18 protein-coding genes are annotated in these 21,333 nt (G+C 63.3%); 4 read left to right on the top strand and 14 right to left on the bottom strand.

The annotated features are described in order from the left end of the window. Positions 1-4: 4 nt before the first annotated feature. The 6 genes from JQ629_RS08420 to JQ629_RS08395 form a co-directional block, all read right to left on the bottom strand. Positions 5-811, bottom strand: a complete 807-nt coding sequence (locus JQ629_RS08420; protein ID WP_212262606.1) for a carbohydrate ABC transporter permease — start codon at positions 809-811, stop codon at positions 5-7. Further along, on the bottom strand, positions 811-1,713 hold the full coding sequence (locus JQ629_RS08415; protein ID WP_192738501.1) for a carbohydrate ABC transporter permease: 903 nt from the start codon (positions 1,711-1,713) through the stop codon (positions 811-813). The genes JQ629_RS08420 and JQ629_RS08415 overlap by 1 nt, the downstream gene beginning before the upstream one ends. Then, positions 1,713-2,798 (bottom strand): ABC transporter ATP-binding protein, encoded by a 1,086-nt coding sequence (locus JQ629_RS08410; protein WP_212412262.1) that lies wholly within the window; start codon positions 2,796-2,798, stop codon positions 1,713-1,715. Before JQ629_RS08410 ends, JQ629_RS08415 begins: the two co-directional genes overlap by 1 nt. Before the next feature lie 12 nt (positions 2,799-2,810). Further along, positions 2,811-3,896 carry an ABC transporter ATP-binding protein gene (locus tag JQ629_RS08405; protein ID WP_212412261.1) on the bottom strand — a complete coding sequence of 362 codons (1,086 nt, stop codon included), beginning with the start codon at positions 3,894-3,896 and terminating at the stop codon, positions 2,811-2,813. Next, the gene (gene glpD, locus JQ629_RS08400; protein WP_212412260.1) at positions 3,893-5,437 is read right to left on the bottom strand and encodes a glycerol-3-phosphate dehydrogenase; all 1,545 of its coding nucleotides are present in this window, start codon (positions 5,435-5,437) and stop codon (positions 3,893-3,895) included. Before glpD ends, JQ629_RS08405 begins: the two co-directional genes overlap by 4 nt. A gap of 137 nt (positions 5,438-5,574) precedes the next feature. Beyond that, positions 5,575-6,486: a DMT family transporter gene (locus tag JQ629_RS08395; RefSeq protein ID WP_212412259.1), complete on the bottom strand. Its 912-nt coding sequence runs from the start codon at positions 6,484-6,486 to the stop codon at positions 5,575-5,577. Between the two features lie 83 nt (positions 6,487-6,569). Between JQ629_RS08395 and JQ629_RS08390 the strand changes: the two genes are divergently transcribed. Next, complete coding sequence (locus tag JQ629_RS08390) at positions 6,570-7,169, top strand: CGNR zinc finger domain-containing protein (protein WP_212412258.1); 600 nt, start codon at positions 6,570-6,572, stop codon at positions 7,167-7,169. 7 nt (positions 7,170-7,176) lie between these two features. Here the strand turns inward: JQ629_RS08390 and JQ629_RS08385 are convergent, their stop codons facing one another. Both JQ629_RS08385 and JQ629_RS08380 read right to left on the bottom strand, forming a co-directional pair. Further along, positions 7,177-7,560, bottom strand: a complete 384-nt coding sequence (locus JQ629_RS08385) for a RidA family protein (RefSeq protein ID WP_212387886.1) — start codon at positions 7,558-7,560, stop codon at positions 7,177-7,179. A 180-nt stretch (positions 7,561-7,740) separates the two neighbouring features. Further along, a complete protein-coding gene (locus JQ629_RS08380) occupies positions 7,741-8,571 on the bottom strand; it encodes a DeoR/GlpR family DNA-binding transcription regulator (protein ID WP_212033172.1) in 831 nt (276 codons plus the stop codon). A 253-nt stretch (positions 8,572-8,824) separates the two neighbouring features. Here JQ629_RS08380 and JQ629_RS08375 point away from each other — a divergent pair, with 253 nt between their 5' ends. Then, positions 8,825-9,967: a hypothetical protein gene (locus tag JQ629_RS08375; RefSeq protein WP_212412257.1), complete on the top strand. Its 1,143-nt coding sequence runs from the start codon at positions 8,825-8,827 to the stop codon at positions 9,965-9,967. A gap of 42 nt (positions 9,968-10,009) precedes the next feature. On the opposite strand, the gene JQ629_RS08370 is transcribed toward JQ629_RS08375, so the two are convergent. Together JQ629_RS08370 and JQ629_RS08365 are read right to left on the bottom strand one after the other, a co-directional pair. Continuing rightward, positions 10,010-12,739 (bottom strand): putative bifunctional diguanylate cyclase/phosphodiesterase, encoded by a 2,730-nt coding sequence (locus tag JQ629_RS08370; protein WP_212412256.1) that lies wholly within the window; start codon positions 12,737-12,739, stop codon positions 10,010-10,012. Between the two features lie 181 nt (positions 12,740-12,920). Then, positions 12,921-13,112, bottom strand: a complete 192-nt coding sequence (locus JQ629_RS08365; RefSeq protein WP_212262616.1) for a hypothetical protein — start codon at positions 13,110-13,112, stop codon at positions 12,921-12,923. Between the two features lie 246 nt (positions 13,113-13,358). Here JQ629_RS08365 and JQ629_RS08360 point away from each other — a divergent pair, with 246 nt between their 5' ends. Beyond that, complete coding sequence (locus tag JQ629_RS08360) at positions 13,359-13,793, top strand: YMGG-like glycine zipper-containing protein (protein ID WP_212412255.1); 435 nt, start codon at positions 13,359-13,361, stop codon at positions 13,791-13,793. Positions 13,794-13,796: 3 nt separating this feature from the next. On the opposite strand, the gene JQ629_RS08355 is transcribed toward JQ629_RS08360, so the two are convergent. The 4 genes from JQ629_RS08355 to JQ629_RS08340 form a co-directional block, all read right to left on the bottom strand. Then, complete coding sequence (locus tag JQ629_RS08355; protein ID WP_249133500.1) at positions 13,797-14,150, bottom strand: acyl-CoA thioesterase; 354 nt, start codon at positions 14,148-14,150, stop codon at positions 13,797-13,799. 68 nt (positions 14,151-14,218) lie between these two features. After that, positions 14,219-16,315 carry a 3-hydroxyacyl-CoA dehydrogenase NAD-binding domain-containing protein gene (locus tag JQ629_RS08350; protein ID WP_212412253.1) on the bottom strand — a complete coding sequence of 699 codons (2,097 nt, stop codon included), beginning with the start codon at positions 16,313-16,315 and terminating at the stop codon, positions 14,219-14,221. A 2-nt stretch (positions 16,316-16,317) separates the two neighbouring features. Further along, positions 16,318-17,601, bottom strand: coding sequence for an acetyl-CoA C-acetyltransferase (locus JQ629_RS08345; protein WP_212412252.1), 1,284 nt, complete (start codon positions 17,599-17,601; stop codon positions 16,318-16,320). Beyond that, positions 17,601-19,868, bottom strand: coding sequence for an acyl-CoA dehydrogenase (locus JQ629_RS08340; RefSeq protein WP_212412251.1), 2,268 nt, complete (start codon positions 19,866-19,868; stop codon positions 17,601-17,603). Before JQ629_RS08340 ends, JQ629_RS08345 begins: the two co-directional genes overlap by 1 nt. 1,192 nt (positions 19,869-21,060) lie before the next feature. On the opposite strand from JQ629_RS08340, the gene JQ629_RS08335 reads away from it, so the two are divergent. Then, on the top strand, positions 21,061-21,216 hold the full coding sequence (locus JQ629_RS08335) for a hypothetical protein (RefSeq protein WP_212412250.1): 156 nt from the start codon (positions 21,061-21,063) through the stop codon (positions 21,214-21,216). The last annotated feature ends 117 nt before the right edge of the window (positions 21,217-21,333 follow it).

The following is a 21,333-nucleotide window of genomic DNA, read 5'->3' as shown; positions in this document are numbered from 1 at the left end:
CCCCCTACACTCGGCCGAGCGCGAAACCGCGCGCGATGTAGTTGCGGACGAACCAGATCACCAGCGCGCCGGGGATGATGGTGAGCACGCCGGCCGCAGCCAACAGGCCCCAATCCATGCCGGCGGCCGAGACCGTTCGGGTCATGATCGCCGAGATCGGTTTTGCGTTCACCGACGTCAGCGTGCGCGCCAGCAGCAGTTCGACCCAGGAGAACATGAAGCAGAAGAATGCCGCGACTCCGATGCCGCTCGCGATCAAGGGCACCAGGATCTTGATGAAGAAGCGCGGGAACGAATAACCGTCGAGGAACGCCGTCTCGTCGATCTCGCGTGGCACGCCCGAGACAAAACCTTCGAGGATCCAGACCGCGAGCGGGACGTTGAAGATGCAGTGCGCCAGCGCCACCGCCCACGGTGTATCGAACAAATTGATCGCCGAATAGAGATTGAAGAACGGCAGCGCATAGACCGCCGCCGGCGCCATGCGGTTCGACAGCAGCCAGAAGAACAGATGCTTGTCGCCGAGAAAACGGTAGCGCGAAAAGCCGTAGGCCGCGGGCAGCGCCACCGCAATCGAGATCACAGTGTTGATCAGGACATAGGTCAGCGAGTTGATGTAGCCGGAATACCAGCTCTCGTCGGTGAAGATGCGCTTGTAGTTTTCCAGCGTCGGCTGGTGCGGCCACAGCGTCATGGTGGAGACGATTTCGGCATTGGTCTTGAAGCTCATGTTGACGAGCCAGTAGATCGGCAACAGCAGAAAGATCAGGAAGCTGACGAGGATGATGCGGCGTCCGGGAATCGAATGCATCATTCAGCTCCCTGTTTGACCGGGCGCTCGGCCCCGGCGTTTGTCATCACGGTATAGAACACCCAGCACACGATCAGGATGATGAGGTTGTAGACCAGCGAGAGTGCGGCGGCCTTGCCGAGGTCGAATTGGCCGAGCGCGATCTTGACCAGTTCGATCGAGACGAAGGTGGTCGAGTTGCCGGGACCGCCGCCGGTCACCACGAACGGCTCGGTGTAGATCATGAAACTGTCCATGAAGCGAAGCAGCACCGCGATCAGCAGCACGCGATTCATCTTCGGCAACTGGATCGCCGTGAACACCGCCCAGCGCGAGGCGCCGTCGATCTGCGCCGCCTGGTAATAGGCGTCGGGGATCGACTTCAGTCCGGCGTAGCACAACAGCGCGACCAGGCTGGTCCAGTGCCAGACATCCATCACGATGACGGTGGCCCAGGCGTCGAACTCGTTCGAGACGTAGTTGTAGTTGATGCCCAGGCTGTTCAGCGTGTAGCCGAGCAGGCCGATGTCGGGCCGTCCGAATATCTGCCAGATGGTGCCGACCACGTTCCACGGAATCAAAAGCGGCAGCGCCAGGATCACGAGGCAGGCGGCGACGCTCCAGCCGTCGCGCGGCATCGACAGCGCGACCACGATCCCGAGCGGCACCTCGATCGCGAGAATGATGGCCGAGAACAGCAGGTTGCGGCCGAGCGACGCCAGGAAGCGTCCACCGAGATCGGTCGACGGGTCGAGCAATTCCTTGAACCAGCCGACGCCGTTCCAGAAGAACTGGTTGTTGCCGAAGGTGTCCTGCATCGAATAGTTCACCACCGTCATCAGCGGCAGGATCGCGGAGAACGCGACCACCAGAAACACCGGCAGCACCAGGAACCAGGCTTTTTGGTTGATCGTCTTGTCCATCAAGCTGTCCCCTCGACCAGACGGCTGTCGGCATAGACGTGAACATGCGACGGATTGAAAACCAGTCCGGCGGTTTCGCCGGAGACTGAAAACCCCGGCGGCACGCGCGCGGCGAATTTGGCGTCGCCGATCCGCACGCGCGCGAAGCGGACGCGGCCGAGATCGTCGATGCGCTCGATATTGGCCGACAGCAATCCCGGCGCGGGCGCCGCGACGTCGACGAATTCCGGACGCACGCCAACTTCGATCTTCGCGCCCGGCGGCAGCGAATCATAGCTGCGGTTCAGCGCGATCGGATGGCCGCTGATCCGGGCCTCGCGGCCCTTCACCTCGGCCGGCACGATGTTCATGCCGGGCGAGCCGATGAAGTAGCCGACGAACGTATGCGCGGGCTTATCGAACAGTTCGGCCGGCGTGCCGCTCTGCACCACCCTGCCGTCATGCATCACCACCACCGTATCGGCAAAGGTCAGCGCCTCGGTCTGGTCATGGGTGACGTAGATCATCGTCAGATCGAGGTCGCGATGCAGCGCCTTGAGTTTGGAGCGCAACTGCCACTTCAATTCGGGATCGATCACCGTCAGCGGCTCGTCGAACAGGATCGCGGCGACGTCGGATCGCACCAGGCCGCGGCCGAGCGAGATCTTCTGCTTGGCGTCCGCGGTCAGCCGCGTTGCCTTGCGGTCGAGATGCGGCGTGAGGTCGAGCAGGTCGGCGATCTGCTTCACGCGCGCGTCGATTTCGGCTTTCGGGACGCCGCGGTTCTTCAAGGGGAATGCGAGGTTCTGCCCGACCGTCATGGTGTCGTAGATCACCGGAAACTGGAACACCTGCGCGATATTGCGCTTCTGGGTTGACAGCGGTGTGATATCGGCACCGTCGAACAGTATCTGGCCGCGCGACGGCGTCACGATCCCGGAAATCAGGTTGAGCAGCGTGGTCTTGCCGCAGCCGGACGGCCCGAGCAGCGCATAGGCGCCGCCCTGCCGCCAGGTCATCGTCACCGGCTTCAGCGCAAAGGATTCGGGCGCGGCGTCATTGCCGCCGTAGGAATGTGCGAGATCGACGAGGTCAATGCGGGCCATGCGGCATCTCCCTCACGCGTTGTCTTGTTTCGGCGCCGCGACCAGGCGGTCGGCGGCGTCGAATACGAAAAGATTGTCAGGGTCGAGCACGGCGTCGAGCACGTGGCCCGGCTCGAACTCGTGGACGCCCTGCAGCACCGCGACCCAGTTCGACGCGTCGCGGCTCAGATGCACGAAGCTTTCCGAGCCGGTGATTTCGGTCACGGTGACGGTGGCCTGAAACGCGTGGCGCCCGGCGATGCCATTGGCGACTTCAAGCTGATGGGCGCGGAAGCCGACACGATAGGACCCATCGGCAAGCGAGGCATAGAGCCCGCTGGCCGGCGCCTGGATGCCGCCGGCATATTGCACCGTGCCGTTCTTCTTTTCGATGCCGACAATATTGAGCGGCGGATCGGAAAACACCTGCGCCACCCGCAGCGTATCGGGATGCCGGTAGACCTTCGGGGTATCGCCGGCCTGCAGCACCTGGCCTTCCCACATGCAGACGGTTCGGCCGCCGAGCAGCAGGGCTTCGGAAGGCTCGGTGGTCGCGTAGACAAAGATCGCGCCCGATGCCTCGAAGATGCGCGGTAATTCGGTGCGCAACTCCTCGCGCAGCTTGTAATCGAGATTGGCGAGCGGCTCGTCGAGCAGCACCAGATCGGCGCCCTTGACCAGCGCGCGCGCAATCGCGGTGCGCTGCTGCTGGCCGCCGGACAGTTGCAACGGCGTGCGCTGCAGATACGGCTCGAGTTTGAGTAGACGCGACGCCTCCTGCACGCGCTTCTCGATTTCCGCGCGCGGCTTGCCCTGCACCCGGAGCGGCGAGGCGATGTTCTCGTAGACCGTCAGCGAGGGGTAATTGATGAACTGCTGATAGACCATCGCGACCGAACGCTTGCGCACGTCGAATCCGGTGACATCGTTGCCGTCGACCAGCACGCGGCCTGATCCCGGCTTGTCGAGTCCGGCGAGCAGCCGCATGATCGAGGTCTTGCCGGAAAGCGTCGGTCCGAGCAGTACGCTCAGCGTGCCGCGCTCAAGCGTCAGCGACACATCGCGGATGGTCGCGATGCCGTCGACGGTTCGCGTGACGTGTTCGAGCGTGACGCTCATGTCCGTCCTCCCGCTTCACGCAGCGGTCGTTCACCGGACGTGCGATGGGCGGCCATCCATTCGTCGAGGACGGCGATTTCGCCCGCGGACAGCCGCAATCCGAGCTTGGAGCGGCGCCACGCAACGTCTTCGGCGGTGCAGGCCCATTCGGCCGACATCAGGTACCTGACTTCGCTCTCCGTCAAGGTCGCGCCAAAGGACTGGCCGAGATCGGCCATCGATTTCGCGTTGCCAAGCACCTTGCTGGCGCGGGTGCCATAGGCATGCGCCAACCGCTTGGCATGTGCGGGAATGAGGAACGGATAGTCCCGCGTCAGTTCCGCCGTCAGCGCCGCGATTGCGGAAACATCCATGTCACCACCAGGCAGCGGCGACTTGCCGGTCCAGCCTTCTTTGGCCTTTGAACTGCGCAAATAAGGCTCGAGCCGTTCCAGCGCCTCTTCGGCGAGACGACGATAGGTCGTGATCTTGCCGCCATAGATCGACAGCAGCGGCGCGCCGCCGGGCGTATCGAGTTCAAACACATAATCTCGCGTCGCAGCCTTGGCTTCGCTGGCGCCGTCGTCATAGAGCGGACGAACGCCCGAATAAGTCCAGACCAGGTCCTCCGGCTTTACCGGTTTGGCGAGGTATTCGCTGGCGGACGCGCAGAGATAGGCGATCTCTTCCGTGGAGGCTTTCACCTTGGCCGGGTCGCCGTCGTAATCGCGATCGGTGGTGCCGATCAGCGTGAAATCATCCTGATAGGGAATGACGAAGATGATGCGGCCGTCGGCGTTCTGGAAAATGTAGGCGCGGTCGTGGTCGTAGAGCTTGCGCACCACGATGTGCGAGCCCTGCACCAGGCGAACCTTTGCGCGTGAATTGACGCCCGATCCGGACGACAGCACCTGTTCGACCCAGGGGCCGCCGGCATTGACCAGCGCGCGCGCCTGGATCGTGGTGCGGGTGCCGCTTTGCGTATCCTCGACGGTGACGTTCCAGACGCCGTCGACCTGCCTGATCTCGACCGCCCGCGCGCGCGTGTGGATCTCGGCGCCGCGATCGGCCGCGTCCCGCGCAGTGAGCACGACCAGCCGCGCGTCATCGACAAAGCAGTCGGAGTACTCAAAACCTTTGGTGTAGCGGTTGGCGATCAAGGGTTTTCCGACCTCGTCATGCGCGAGATCGACCGAACGTGTCGGCGGCAGCAGATGACGGCCGCCGATGTGGTCGTACAGGAACAACCCTAGCCTCAGCAGCCATGCCGGCCGCAACCCCGAATGGTGCGGCAAAACGAAACGCAGCGGGCGGATGATGTGGGGCGCGATCTGCCAGAGGATTTCGCGTTCGATCAGCGCCTCGCGCACCAGACGAAACTCGTAATATTCGAGGTAGCGCAGCCCGCCATGCACCAGCTTGGTCGACCAGGACGACGTCCCGCTCGCCAAGTCATTCATTTCACAAAGGAAAACGGAATTGCCCCGGCCCACCGCATCGCGCGCGATGCCGCAGCCGTTGATGCCGCCTCCGATGATGGCGAGGTCGAAAATCCGATCCAACAGACGCTTCCCCGGCGATCGCCTCTTCACTTCGGCGATTTAACTTTCGAATCGGAGTTAATCACAAAGAAAAACGAAAGCAAATTGAAAATGGGCAACCAGCCGGTTTTCTCTATGGAGCGAATTGACCGGAGCGGTCAGCTCCGCCGTTGCGGCAGCGGCCCTCCGCTCACGACGTAAACGCCGGCGGAGATGCCTGCGATGGCGATCCAGTCGATTGCCGTCGGCCACTCACCCAGAACAGGAATGGCCATGACAGCCGTCATCGCGGGGGACAGCGCTGCGAACGCGGCGCCGCTGGAGGCGCCGAGGAGGCTGACCGCCCGTCCATAGAAAACCAGTGAAACGATCGCCGTCAGAAGCCCCTGCACGATCGCCTGAAGCGCCAGGTCTTCCCAAGGGGCCTTGGCAAAGCTGGCGCCCTCCACGACGAAGTAGACGGGTATGTAGATAAACAGAGCGCCGACCGCGGCGATAGCAGCCGCATGGAGGCCATCGAGCCGCGCGCGACGCATGGCGACCGTGTAGCAGGCCCATGCCACGGCAGAACCGAGAAACAGCGCGTGCCCGATCGTTTGCCCGGAGCCGACGCCGCCAGCGTTGCAGGCGATGCCGAAAACGCCGAGCAGGATCAGCACGAAGCCAAGCTTTTTCGCATCCGTGAACGGCTCGTGCAGGATAGCCGCGGCAAGCACTGCCACCGCCAGCGGCATGACGCCGGGAAACAGCGCGCCCGCATGCGCAGCAGGTGCGAACAACAGGCCTGCGTTCGCCAGCAGGACCGGAGCGCCGCCTCCGATCAAGATCGCCGCCAGCCCGATCCAGCCGAGCCGCTCGAACGCTAGCCCCTTGCGCATCACGTAGGGCAGCAGGAGCAAGCCGGCCACACCAAAGCGAAGCGCAGCGATGTCCCATGGCGTCAGGCTGGTCCGCAGTCCGAGCCGCGCCACCACGATCCATCCGGACCAGATGCTGACGGCGGCAAGGCCGTAGAGGGCGCCCCGGAGATATTGCGCGGCAGTGCGGCCACCGACGGTGAGATCAGTCATCATCGCCTCCGACCGCAATCGACGTCATAACCCCTTTAATGTATTTTACAGGTTATGATGGAGCGCAACATGAGGCAAGCAGGATGAGCGGCCGCGCCAATCCGTTCGAATGGAGCGGCGGCCATCCGGCGCTGGATCTCGTGAACACCCTCGATGAGCGGCCCTCGACCGCACCAATCGAGAATCTGGCAACGCATCGCGACCTGACACGGTTCGCTGCGCTGGCTGGCCTTATCGACAATCGGACCGCCGCACGCCTGCGGCAGCTCGGAAGCAGCGGCTCGCATATTGCGAAACGCGCGCGCAAGCTTCGTGAACACCTTCACGATGTCCTCGCTGCCGCACATGCCCGACGGCCGGCGCGGCAATCCGATCTCGACGCGCTATCTGCTGCGATCCAGGCGGCACATGCGGCCCGGACGCTGGTCGCATCGCCCTCACCCGGGTTGGCCGACCGCCGCTGGTCGCCTGCGCTGGCGCGTGAAATCCCACTGCATGCCTGTGCGCTCGCGATCGAGCGTCTGCTCGTTGACGAGGAGCGCAAGAGAATCCGCAAGTGCGGAGCCTTCGACTGCGACGTCTATTATCTCGACACCAGCAAGGGCCAGCGCCGGCAATGGTGCAGCATGATCGGCTGCGGCAATCGCGAAAAGCAGCGGCGATGGCGCTGCGCGACGCACTAGAAAGGCTTCAGCCCGCAGCCACCGCCTCGATCTCAAGCAGCCACGCCTCGTCGAAGATTCCGGCGATGACGACGGTCAGCGCGGTTTCCCGGCTGCCGAGGACCTCGCTTCGCACCGCGCGATTGAGCATGGTGTAGCGCCGATCAGCAAGGTAGGTCCGGTGCATGACCAGATTGTCGAGGGTCATGCCGGCGGCCTTGAGCTGCGCCTCGACGTTGCTCCAGGCGAGCCTGCACTGCGCTTCAAAGCCCTCGGGCACAGCACCGTCGGCCCCGACCGGGATTTGGCCGCTGACAAAAAGCATCCTTGTGTGACCGGCGACCTCAAGCGCCTGGCTATAACCAGTCGTCGGCACGAGGGCCGCTTCGGAATTGATGCGTCGGATTTGCATTCGGTTCTCCCTTTTCCTGAGAGAACCTCCGTGCACTGGCCGGTTCGTCCAGCACAAACCATTTTTTCTGCACTGCTGGATTAGATTTTCTATTCCACGTCAGAATTCTCATGAAAAGGCCCCGGACGATGCCGGGGCCATTTCATGCTGGAACGAAGTGAAGGTCAGTACTTTCCGCGTCTAGCGCAGCCGCGTGACAGTCGAAGCCGTCTCCGCCACCGGCTCATCGATATCAGGCGCCGGCTTGTCCATCGCCTCAACCACCTCGATGCCGCGGGTGTGGCAGATGTTGGCGAGACCGGCGGGAAGCGCGGCGTCGGTCACGAAGGTCTGGATCTGGCTGAGATGGGCGATGCGCACCGGCGCGCTGCGCCTGAGCTTGGTCGAGTCGGCGACCAGCATCACGCTGCGCGCGTTCGCGATGATCGCCTGCGCGGCCTGCACTTCGCGATAGTCGAAATCCAAGAGCGCGCCCTCTTCGTCGATCGCGGAGGCGCCGATGATGGCGTAGTCGACCTTGAACTGGCCGATCAGGCTGATCGCGGTCGAACCGATCACCGCGCCATCGGCGCGGCGCACCGCCCCGCCCGCCACGATCACCTCGATGCGCGGATGACGATACAGCAGCATCGCGACGTTGAGGTTGTTGGTGATGACGAGCAGGTCCTCATGCGAGGTCAGCGCGCTGGCGACCTCTTCCGTCGTGGTGCCGATATTGATGAACAGCGAGCAGCCGTTCGGAATTCGCGAGGCGGCGGCAATGCCGATCGCCCGCTTCTCCTCGGCGGCGACGAAGCGCCGCGCTTCATAGGCGAGGTTCTCGACGCCGGAGGCGATGATGGCGCCGCCATGGATCCGCGTCAGCGAGCGCTGGTCGCAGAGATCGTTGAGGTCCTTGCGGATGGTCTGCGCCGAAACCTCGAAACGCTTGGCGAGATCCTCCACCATCACCCGGCCGAAGGCGCGGGCGATGTTGAGAATTTCAGTCTGGCGGTTGGACAGTCCGGCCACGGGTGGCGCCTCAAGGAAAAAGTTTCTTATGGTGCGGTGGTTTGTGGTTCCGGTCAACGCGGCCGAAACCGGATGCGCCTGACATCATGGTTAACCATCTGTTAAAAAGGCGGCGTACCAGAGGCATGATAAGCCCATTGGCATTGCGCCAGCCGCATTTTACCGGTGCGATTTTGCCGTTCTTAACGGTTTTGTGATTGCATTGCCGTCGCTAGGCCCGGGAAACGGGCCAGATATCGGAAAATCGCTGCAAATGCGGGTCGATCGAATCTGGGAATTCCTCCAGCGGTTGAGCCCGCTGACGCGCAGCTGCCTGCTCACCGAGCTGGAGCGGCTGGAGGCGTGCGGCGTCGACATGCCGGGCACCGCGGACTTGCAGGCCAGGCTGCGGGCCGAGCTGCGCCCGGACGGACCGAACGAGACCCCAACGCCGTCGAAATATTTCTTCGCGCCGCTGGAGCCGCTGGTCGTCGCGGGTGCGCCGGAGCATGCCAATACGGGCCGGATTGCGCGGACTTCACTTGTTCCGATCTGGGAATGGATCAACCGCGATCTGCTGCCGATCATGGCCCGCGACTACGAAGGCCAGATGAAGGGGTTTATCGCTTCCAACCGGCCGCGCGACGCGCAACAGGCGGCATCGATCTTCCAGACCAAGGTCGCAAAATCGCTGGAGGGAAACCTGGCTTCGGCCGATGGCTCGGAGCGGGCACGCACCAAGCTTGCGGCCTACACGGCTTCGCCGTCGGTTTATAGCGACCTCGTCAAGATCATGGGTGCGCTGCGCGCACGCGAGGCGCTGGCAGGGTTCGGCAAAGCCTTGCCGGAAAAGATCCTGAAATTCAACGACGCGCAGGTCGACAAGGTTACGGCGCTGCTGGATGCATTCCGGAAAAAGGATCCCGGCGCGGTGCCGTTTGCGCTGGCGCTGGTTGCTGGACGTCTCAAGACGCCCCGCGAGTTGCTCCGTCTTGCCACCAAACCCGCGCGCAGCCGGCGCGCAGCCGACGTCGCAGCGACGCCCTATGCGATATCCGTCTCGATGGTGCTGGACCAGATCGACGACAAACGCATCGCCTTGCGCGTTGCCCTGAAGAAAAACCGTGTCGTCGACGCGCGCGACATCCTCGCCGACATCGACAAGACAGAAGCAGCGGTGCAGGCCGCCATCCGCGAACTCGCGGCCTCCGAGTGGGGCGCGCGGCTGCGCGACATCAGAAGCGCGATCGTGGCCGATGTGGAGGCTGAAGTGAGCCGGTTTCCCGATGAAGTCGGCCACATCCTGCAACTGCGCGGCGCGCGCGGCAATGGATTGTTGTCCGGCCTGGCGTGGAAGGGCCGCGATGCGATCAGCGATAGCGCCGCATTTTGCAAGCGGCTGATCGGTCAGAGCTGAACGCGGCTCTGGCGCTCGCGCGGTCCGCGAGACGCCTTTGAGTTATGTCGCGGTGCGCATGTGGCCGGCTGCATCGCTGCGGCCCAGCAGATTGGCATAAACTTCGATCCGGCGCGGACGCCCGATCAGATAGCCCTGCATTTCATCGCATCCCTCTGATATCAGCGTCCTGAGCTGATCATTGGTCTCGACACCTTCCGCCAGCACCGGAAGTCCGAGCCCGTGCGCGAGGCCAATGACGGCGCGAACGATCGCCAGCGATCGATCGGTGCGGCCAAGACTGGCGATAAAGGACCGGTCGATCTTGATCCGGTCGAGCGGGAAGCTTTGCAGATAGGACAGCGAGGAATATCCGGTTCCGAAATCGTCCAATGCAATGCTGACGCCGAGCCTCTTGAGGCCTTTCAGCATCAGCGTCGCACGTGCAACGTTCTCGATCAGCACGCCCTCGGTAATTTCGAGTTCGAGACGCGCCGGCGAGATACCGGTTTCGCGCAGAACATCGCCTACCAATTGCTGCAGATTGCCGCGGCGGAATTGAATCGCCGAGACGTTGACGGCGACCTGCAGCGGCGCCTTCCAGCACGCGGCTTCGCGGCATGCCTCCCGCAAGACCCACTCCCCGATCTCGACGATCAGATCGGTTTCCTCGGCGATCGGGATGAACTCCGCGGGCGGAACGATGCCGCGTTGCGGATGCATCCAGCGCACCAGCGCCTCAAATCCGATGATCTCGCCCCCGGCATGCCGCTGCGGCTGATATTCCAGATAGAGCTCGCCGTTTGCGACGGCCGATTTCAGATCGTGTTCCAGCGCCCGGCGGTCGCGCAACTGCTGATCCATCGTGGCGGTGAAGAACCGTATCGCCCCGCGGCCTTCGTGCTTGGCGCGATACAGCGCCGCATCTGCGTTGGCGAACAGCGACCGCGCGTCATGGCCGTCGCGAGGATAGACCGCGATCCCGATGCTGAGATCAAGCTCGAAGGAATGCCCGTCGATCTCGATATCCTGGTCCAGCGCGCCGCGCAGCCGGTCGGCGAGCAGTTCCGCACTCGATGGCAGCGGGTCCTGTTCGGTGATCGCGATGAATTCGTCGCCGCCGATCCGCGCCAGGAAGGCGCCCTGTGACGCCATCTGCAGACGCCGCGAAGCTTCGCGCAACGCCGCGTCGCCCATCGAATGCCCGAACAGATCGTTGATCTGCTTGAAGCGGTCGAAATCGATGCAAAGGACCGCGAAGCTTCCGCTGCGTTCCCGGGCCGCGTCGAGCACCTTCGAAAAATGACCATCCAGCGCGGCGCGGTTCGGCAGATCCGTCAGCGCGTCATGCCAGGCCAGATGCAGGATCCGCTGTTCCGCGCGCTTGCGATCGGTCATGTCGAACGCCACCGCCACGCAGGCATCGCGGCCGTTGTAGCGCAGCGGACGCGCCTCGATCGCCACCTCGATTATTCTTCCATCGGCCGTGACGTGTCGGCGGGTATCGTGCGCCGTCTGCATGCCCTGATGCTGGCGGAATTCGTCGCGAACCTTCCTGATGTCCTCCGGAACACGCAGATTCTCCACGTTCATCGACAGCATCTGCTCGCGAGAGTAGCCGTAGTGCCGGCAGGTCGCGGCATTGACGGCCAGAAGCTCGAGCGTATCGACGTCGGCCACCCACATCGGGAGCGGATTCTCCTCGAACAACAGTCGGAACGAGGCTTCGCGACGCCTCAGATCGGTGATGTCTTCGTGCGTGGCCACCCAGCCGCGATCCGGCATCGGCCGGTGGTAAATCCGGACAACGCGGCCATTGGCCAGTTCAACAACCGAGTCGTGCTGCTCCACGCTGACGGCAAGCTGATCGCGCCAGGCGAGGTATTCGTCCACGGTCATCGCGGGATGGCTTCCCGCCTCGAAACGCAGCTGGACGATCTCTCTGAGCGAGATACCAGGTTTGACGCTGTCCGGCGGCAAATCGTACATGTCGACGTAACGGCGGTTGCACACAATGAGCCGCTGCGCGCCGTCGAAGAAGCAAAGCCCCTGCGACATGTTGTTGAGCGCCGAATCGAAACGGTCGGCGATCTCGCGCGCATTGGCTTGTTCCGTAAGGGCCGCCAGTTCGGCGCTTCGCGCCCGCTCGCCTTCGACGGCGAGGTCCGCGCGCGAAGCGACGAGATTCACCAGATCGGAGTAGTTGGTGTTGATCATCCGGATCAACAGCACCACCAGCATGCAAAGATTGATGCCGATGCAGACGTGCAGTGCTTCACCCGAGATCAGCAACCGCAGCGAGATCGGAACGGCCGAAATCAGCAGCGTGAGCCGGGCGGCACTCGGGAAACTTCCGAGGCAGTAGGCGCTTCCGACCGAACCCAGGAAAACCAGCAGCGCCAATGGTGCGCGCGAGTCCGCCTCGACGCTGTCGAACAGCACCAGGGTCCAGACCGCGAAGACGGCGTTGAGCGCGGACGCCAGGATGCGGGTCTTGAACAGGTGCTTCAGCGCCTGTTCGGCTGTCGGCACCACCTTCCGGAGCTTGATCCAGTAGATCATCCTGATCACGCTGATCAGCAGCAGCGCGCCGGGCACACCGAAGCGGAACCAGAGCGGCAGCGAGGCCGGCAAGACGTAGGAGACGCTAACACTCTCGACAATCAGCACGCCGTAGAGGACGGGAATTTGGCTCGTCAGAATGCGGAACTGCTCGATGAGCAACGCACCGCCCGCCGGTGTGGCGGCGCTGCCGATGTAAAACCACCGTCGAAAATACCTGCGAATGTTCATCAGGGCGCCATACCGGTTGGGCGGCAAGGCTAGCGGGGGGAAGGAAATTGCGCGTAAAAAACCTTGGTAAAGGGTGAGCTTAAAATCGTCGGAAATCAGCGCAGTTCCAACGCGCTGCGCTGTCCGTCAGGGAAATGCCGAATCTGGCCTTGCGGTTCTGAATATCGCAGGGACGGCCGCTTCACGCGGCCAGCGTCAAAACGCCGGTGGCAAGACGTCTCGCCGCGCGCTCGGCTTCGCGCGCGTTGCGGAACAGCTGGCCTTCCAGCTGGTCGAAACGATGAGAGGCCGCAAAGAAACGATAGCCGCCGGGGCCACGCACGACAATCCCGGCGGTCTGCGAACCGACTTCGATAATGTAGGTATCCGACATGTTATCCAGCCTCGATGGCATTCCGCGCAAATAACCGAGCGCCTGCCGAAATGTTCCTCAGCCCGACAAGCCGCGCCTGCACGGAAACGTCATCGACGATTGTCTGGCGAATCAGCGCCCGGCAAGGCCGGTTCAATACGGATTCGTGGGACAAACGGCCCCTCCGCGGGCTTGACCTGCGGCAAAGTCGCCGCCAGTGTTCCCCGCGAATCCAGTGATTTGCGACAAACAGGCCGGAGAACGGACATGGTATCGAAATTGGCGGTTACGACGCTTCTGGCCCTCGCGATTTGCGCACCGGTCCAGCAGGCCGCCGCGCAGGATGCGATCGGCGGCGCGATCGTCGGTGGCGTCCTTGGCGGTGTCGTCGGCGGCGCCCTCGGTGGACGCGGCGGCGCGGCGGCAGGCGCCATCATCGGCGCCGGCACCGGAGCTGCGATTGCATCCCAGGGCGAGCTCCGCCCGGGCGGCTACCGCTATTACAACAACGGCTGCTATGTGGAGCAACCCGGCGGCTGGGTGGCCGTTTCGCCGCGTTATTGCGGCATGGAAGCGCAATACGTCGCGCCGCCGCCGGCCCGGGTTTACGACGACACGCCGCGCTGCATGCGCTCGCGCAGCTACGATCCGCGCCGCGGCACGTTCATCGGCCGTGACGGTTATGAGCGTCCCTGCCCATAAGACTCAAGTCGAGATTGGAGCCCCCTCACGCTTGATGGCTTGAGGGTGGCCCTGCTCGTCGATCGAGACGTAGGTAAAATTGCCGTCGGTCACCAGGATCGACAGCCTGTCTTCCCGGCGCAGCGACCAGGCCTCGAGATGGACCGTGATCGAAGTCCGGCCGATCCGGACCAGATTGGCGTGCACCGAGACGAGGTCGCCGACATAGACGGCCTTGCGAAAATTCATCGCGTCGATCGCGACCGTGACGGTGCGGGAATTCGCGATCTTGGAAGCAAACACGCCGCCGCCGATATCCATCTGGCTGAGCAGCCAGCCGCCAAAGATGTCGCCATTGGCGTTGGTGTCGGCCGGCATCGCCAGCGTGCGGATGCAGAGATCGCCGCGCGGCTCGGTTTCGGTGCTCAGCGGGGCATGCGTCTCGTTCACTTGAAATTCTCCCAGCCGGCATCGGGCGTGAACCTGTCGCCGAATTTTTCGGTGAGCGCGCGCAGGGTCGCGACCACATTATCCACGCCGCGGGTGCGGGCATAATTCAGCGGGCCGCCGCGGAACGGCGCATATCCGGTGCCGAAGATGACAGCGCCGTCGACCACATCGGCATTGTCGACGATGCCTTCGTGCAGGCACGCGACGCAGACATTCGACATCGGCAGCATCAGGCGATCGATCATTTCGGCGGATGGTTCCGAGGTGGAAGGCGCGGCCGACGAGGTGTCCGCCTTGCCGTCCTTCCAGACGTAAAATCCCTTGCCGGTCTTGCGCCCGAGTTCGCCCTTGGCGACTTTTTCGCGCAGCCATGCCGGCGTTGGCGGCAGGGCGTCGCCGAATTTCGAGCGCAGCATGTCGCCGACATCGAGGCAGATATCGAGGCCGACCTGGTCGGCGAGTTCGATCGGGCCCATCGGCATGCCGAATTTTTTCGCCGCGGCGTCGATGACCGATTTGTCGATCTTCTCGTCGAGCATCACCATCGCTTCCAGCATGTAGGGCGTCAGCGCGCGGTTGACGAGGAAGCCCGGCGAAGACTTGACCGGCAGCGGCAGGCGGTCGATGGCGCCGACGAACGCCAGCGCCTCCTTCAACAGTTGCGCATCCGTGCCGTCATGGCTGACCACTTCGACGAGCTGCAGCCGCGACACCGGGTTGAAGAAATGCAGGCCGAGCAGCCGCTCCGGCTTTTGCAGACTGGTCCGCAGATCCTGCAGCGGAATGCTTGACGTGTTGGTGGCGAGGATCGCGCCGGGTTTCATGATGGGCTCAAGCCCGGCATAGACCTTCTGCTTCAGCGCCAGCTTTTCCGGCACCGCCTCGATGATGAGATCGGCGCTGCGGACACCCTCGCCGCCCATGTCGGGTATCAATCGATCCAGCGCATCGCGCACGCTGGTGCGCTTGCGCAGGATCTTGCCGAACAAGTCAGACGCGCGCTTGATCGCGCCAGCGATCGGCTCGGGCTTCATGTCTGCCAGCGTCACCCGCATATCCTGACCTGCACACCAGGCCGCGATATCGCCGCCCATGGCACCGGCGCCGATGACATGAACGTGGTTGATCTTGTTGCCGCTGCCGGCGAGCTTCTTCATCTGCTCGCGAAGGAAGAACACCCGGATCAGGTTCTGCGCCGTCGGCGTCACCATCAATTTGGCGAACGACGCCTGTTCGGCCCGCAGCATGCCGTATTTGTCACCGCCGTAACTTTCCCAGAGATCGATCAGCGCATAGGGCGCGGGGTAATGTTCCTGCGGCGCAGCCTTGGCCGCCTCGCTGCGCATCCGCGAGGCAAGCAGTTTGCGCGCCGGCTCCCAGTTCAGGATCGAGGTGAGCAGGCCAGGCGCGGCGCGCTTCAGCCGCCCGAACACGGCATCCTTCACCGCGCTGCGGACGTGCCGCTCCTGCGTCACCGCGTCGACCAGCCCGAGCGATTTGGCCTTGCGCGCGTCGATGGTCTTTCCGGTCAGCATCAACGGCATCGACTGCATCGGATTGACCAGCTGCGTGAAACGCACGGTGCCGCCGAGACCGGGATGCAGGCCGAGCATCACCTCGGGAAAGCCGAAGCGCGCATCATCGATCGCGATCCGCATCTGGCAGGCCAGCGCAACCTCCAGGCCACCGCCGAGACAGAAGCCGTGGATCACGGCGACCGTGGGGATCCGCAGCGCTTCGAGCCGGTCGATGACCGCATGTGCCCGGCCGATTTCAGTCTCGACCTCAAGCACATCGCTCGCACCGCGAAACGCGTTGACATCGGCGCCGGCAATGAAGCCGGATTCCTTCGCGGAACGGATCACGAGGCCCGCGGGCCGTGCGGTTTCGAGTTCGCCGAGCACCTTACCGAGTTCTTCGATCAAATCCGCCGACAGCGTGTTGGCGCTGGCGCCTTCGCGGTCGAACAGCAGCCATGCGATCCCATCGGAGTCGCGGGTCAGCTTGAAATTCCTGTACGGTCCGCCCGCGTCGGGCTTCGGCCCGAGTTCGAGCACGCGATCGCCGAGAACGTCCATGATCCTTGATTCCATGATCACACCGTCTCTATCAGCATCGCGCCGCCCTGCCCGCCGCCGATACATTCGGTGGCGATGCCGCGCCGTGTGCCGAGCCGCTTCATGGCGTTGACGAGATGCAGCACGATGCGGTTGCCGCTGCAGCCGACGGGATGGCCAAGGCTGATCGCGCCGCCATCGACATTCATTCTGGTCTGGTCGATGGCACCGGCCGCACCGTCGAGGCCCAGAATCTCCTTGCAGAACTTTTCGTCGTTCCAGGCTGCGAGACAGCCCAGCACCTGCGTCGCAAAGGCCTCGTTCAATTCCCAGGTCTCGATATCGCCGAGAGTCAACTCGTTGCGCTTCAAGAGTTCGGTCGCCGACAGCACGGGGCCGAGGCCCATGATCGAGGGATCGAGCGCCGACCATTGGCTGTCGAGGATGACCGCCTTCGGCGTCAGGCCATGCTTGGCAACGGCTTTCTCGGAAGCGAGGATCACCCATGACGCACCGTCGGTGATCTGCGAGGAATTTCCGGCGGTGACCTTGCCCCAGGGCCGTTCGAACACCGGCTTCAGTTTTGCCAATGTCTCGGCCGTGGAATCCGGCCGCACGCCATCGTCATGGTCATAGAATTTGCCGTCGCGGGCAAAAGCAGTTTCGACCTCGCCCTTCAGCCAGCCCTGGCTCTGGGCGTTGGCGAGCCGCTTGTGGCTCTCGGCGGCATAGGCATCGGACTGCGCGCGGGTGATGCCGAAGAGATGCCCGACCACCTCGGCGGTCTGGCCCATGTTGAGGTCGGTGATGGGATCCGTCAGCCCGCGTTCGAGGCCGATGATCGGTTTGAAATAAGACGGCCGCACCTTTAGCGCGGCCATGATCTTGGCGCCGAGACCCCGGGCACCGGCAAGGCCGGCGAACCAGCGCACGCCCTGCTGCGGCCACACCAGCGGCGCGTGGCTCAGCGCCTCGGCGCCGCCGGCCAGGATCAGGTCGGAGACGCCCTCGCGGATGTAGCGGTAGCCCGTGTCGATCGACTGCATGCCGGAGCCGCAATTGATCTGCACGGTGAAGGCGACCATTTTCTCGCCCATGCCGAGCCGCAGCGCTGCGACCCGCGCCGGGTTCATCTCGTCGGCAATGACGTTGACGCAGCCCAAAATCACCTGATCGAAGGTGGTGGGCGCAAAGGGCTGCCGGGCCAAGAGCGGCCGGCCGCATTGCACGGCGAGATCGACCGGGGTGAAGGGCCCGGGGCCGGAACGCGCTTTCAGGAACGGCGTCCGGCTGCCGTCGACAATAAAAACCGGTCGCGCCATCAGCTCGCCGCCCTCTGATCACCCAATTCCTGGAAGAATTGATGCACGTCGGCGGCTTTCCTGTAAATCGGCGACAGCGCCTCCGGCGCAAAATCGTCAACCTCGATCACTTTTGCGACAGCTTCATGGGCAGCGGCGAGCTTTTCGCCCTCGGACTGGGTGATGACGCCCTTCTGCACCGCCTCTTTCCAGTCGTGCAGCCGCGCGGCGTGCAGTTGCTTCGCGGCGCTCTCCGCGGCGGTCACCAGCAGGAACGCCTTTTCCAGCCGGGCAACGCCGCGATCGTCATCGACATGTGACAAATCCGCCGTCAGCCGGTCACGCGCCGCCGATGGCGACAGCACGAGCTGCGCGCAGAGATGGACGACCCGGTCGGATGGACCGACCACCCGCGCGCCGAACGGCTGGATCAGGAATTTCAGGATCACTGCGACGAAGCGATTGGGCAGATTATTGAGGATCTCGGCAAAGCGGTTCTCGATGGTTTTGAAGCCGCTCGCCATGCACCATTCCAGTGCGGCGAAATCGGCTTGCTGGCGGCCTTCGTCCTGCCAGCGTTTCAGCGCGGCCGAAAGCAGATAGAGTTCGGAGAGGATATCGCCGAACCGGGCCGAGAGCATTTCCTTGCGCTTGAGCGCACCGCCCAAGGTGAGCAGTGCCATGTCGGCGCAGAGCGCGAAGGCCGAGGAGTAGCGCGAGAGCTGGCGATAGAATTTGGTTGCATCACCTGCATCAGGCGCCGGCGCGAACATGCCAAAGCTCCAGCTGCGGCCAAAGGCGCGGAACATGGTCTTGAAACTATGCCCGACATGGCTCCAGAACGCCTTGTCGAAAGCATCCAGCCCCCTGGCGCGATCGGCTTCACCGAGCGCGTTCATCTCGTCGAGCAGATAGGGATGGGCGCGGATCGCACCCTGCCCGAACACGATCAGATTGCGGGTCAGGATGTTGGCGCCTTCGACGGTGATGCCGACCGGCACCGAGCGATAGAGGTTTCCGAGATAGTTCTGCGGGCCGTCAATGACCGCCTTGCCGCCATGGATGTCCATGGCGTCGTCGATCGCGATCCGCATCCGCTCGGTGGCGTGCAGCTTCATGATGCCGGAAATGACCGCGGGATGACGGCCCTGGTTGAGCGCCGCACAGGTCAGCCGCCGCGCGGCGTCGAGCAAATAGGCCGTGCCGGCAATGCGCGCCAGCGGCTCCTCGATGCCCTCGAATTTTGAGATGGAGATGCCGAACTGCTCGCGGATGCGGGCATAGGCGCCAGAGGTGCGCGCGGCATAGGCCGCGCCCGCGGCCGACAGTGACGGCAGCGAGATGCCGCGGCCGGCGGCGAGCGCGGTCATCAGCATTTTCCAGCCCTGGCCGAGGCGTTCCTGGCCGCCGATGATGTAATCCATCGGGATAAAGACATCGCGGCCCCAATTCGGGCCGTTCTGGAACACCTGCATCGCCGGCAGATGGCGCTTGCCGATCTCGACGCCGGGAAGATGCGTCGGGATCAGCGCGACGGTGATGCCGAGCTCTTCCTCAGAACCCACCAGATGATCGGGGTCGTAGGCCTTGAAGGCGAGGCCGAGCAGCGTCGCGACCGGGCCGAGCGTGATATAGCGCTTGTGCCAGTTGAGGCGCAGCCCCAGCACTTCGCGGCCTTCGAACTGCCCCTTGCAGATAATACCCGTGTCGATCATCGAGGCGGCATCGGAGCCTGCTTCCGGACTGGTCAGTCCGAAGCAGGGAATGTCGCGGCCATCGGCCAGGCGCGGCAGCCATTGCTGCTGTTGTTCCTTGGTGCCGAACCGCATCAAGAGTTCGCCGGGCCCGAGCGAGTTCGGCACCATCACGGTGACGGCGGCGGTGAGCGAGCGCGACGAAAGTTTTCGCACCACCTCGGAATGCGCGTAAGGCGAGAAGCCGAGGCCGCCATACTCCTTGGGAATAATCATGCCGAAGAATTTGTGGCGCTTGATGAAGGCCCACGCCTCCGGCGGCAGGTCGCGCCATTCCCAATTGATCTTCCAGTCGTCGAGCATGGCGCAGAGCTCGTCGACCGGACCATGGAGGAAGGCTTCTTCCTCCGCCGTCAGCGCCGCCGGCGCGTAGCCAAGCAATTTCGACCAGTCGGGATTGCCGGTGAAGAGGTCGGCGTCCCACCAGACGTCACCGGCCTCCAGCGCCTCGCGCTCGGTGTCGGACATCGACGGCAACACGCCGCGGGCCCAGGAGAAGATCGGCTTGGTGATGAAATCGCGGCGGAAGCTCATGGCGGTCCTCATGGATCGGCGGCGCGGAAGGCTATTTTAGCTGATGATGCGGGGTTTGGGTGAACACTTCGCCTTGAAAATCGGGCGAAATTGACGCGGACGGGCGGCTGATAACGGCTGTGGAGCTTGTCCGTTCCGGAGTGGGGCCGCATGTCTGCGGTCCGCAGTCACAATCCATCGTCGTCCCGGCGAAGGCCGGGACCCATACGCCGCGGCGCTTGCTTTGAGACGTGCTGTCCGACGACTTTCCTTCTACCGCTACCCTCGGTGGCTATGGGTCCCGGCCTTCGCCGGGACGACGAGGAGCGTTCTCGCGGCACGATCTGCCCGAGGTTTGCAAGTAATTTCCGCACCTCTCGAAATCAGAGGGCGCAGGGAATGCCGGATGCGCGCTGCACCCGCGGTCTCGCGTGCGATTGTGCATAAGAATGCTGCACACGAGCATACAGGGCAGCGGAGAACATCCGACATTCCCTGCGCAATGGCTTTACGGCTTATAACGCGCTCTCCCCGGTGAGACGGCCTCTATTGCCACCGTCGCCCCTCGGAAGCGTTAGCTCCCTTAAGGCTTGACGCCGTTACGGGCGCCAGGACCACACGCTTTCGCCGTACGCTTCAGCCGCGACCGTCAATCGCAACTGTTGCGTCCACCGCGACCCGCCCCTCGTTGTGACGATGGCCAACGCCCCTCTGAGTGGGACGGGATGGCGATAGATGCGCACTGATTTGGGGTGGAAGGGAAGAGAAATATTTTTGATTTACAGAAATTTTGGGCTTGACATGATTTCTTTAAATCGGAAGTGATTTGCCCCGGCTTCGCCAAGGCTACGCCGGGCGCAGCCGTCGGGTCAATTTGTCGAGGGAAAGCGCAGGACCATGCGGCAATGATGAGCGCGCGGCGGACCACCGATGAAGCAGCGACGAGCCGCGCAGGTGGTCAAGCGTAAACCTAAGTATCATCGTCCCAAACGAATGTAAGGCATTGATGAACGTCTGTGCAATGGCCCGATCCGCCCCCCTGCGAGAGGTTGTAGATCGACGGCGTTATGCCGTTCGAACCGGGATTGAGCGGCGGAGCTGAGAAAGCCGCACACGCTGATGCGGCCAGGGCATTGGCTCGGTCAGCTGCTCACGAATGTGAGCGCTGAGCGGAGCAACGCACCGCGAAACTTGCAAGAAGGAAGCATTTGTCATGGACGTCATCATCCAGAAGATCAACGGCTTGTGGCACCTCATCGTCGGGTCGTGTCACATCAGGACTCCGTTCCTGGAGACACAGCACCGCTCGCTGGTCGTTGCGTACGCCCGCCAGGTCTACCCGGGCGCCAAGATCCTCGAACGCGACTGACGGTTAGGAAGGGAATGGGGCTGGTCAATATTGCTCATATCGGAAAAGAATTTGGCCCATCGTTAGCGAATTAGGGCACTCCCCGATTCAAAATTCGGATGCAATACGGACAGCGCC

The sequence above is a fragment of the Bradyrhizobium sp. AUGA SZCCT0222 genome, assembly GCF_018130205.1.
Classification (GTDB): Bacteria; Pseudomonadota; Alphaproteobacteria; order Rhizobiales; family Xanthobacteraceae; genus Bradyrhizobium.
This window is presented reverse-complemented; position numbering and strand designations above follow the sequence as displayed.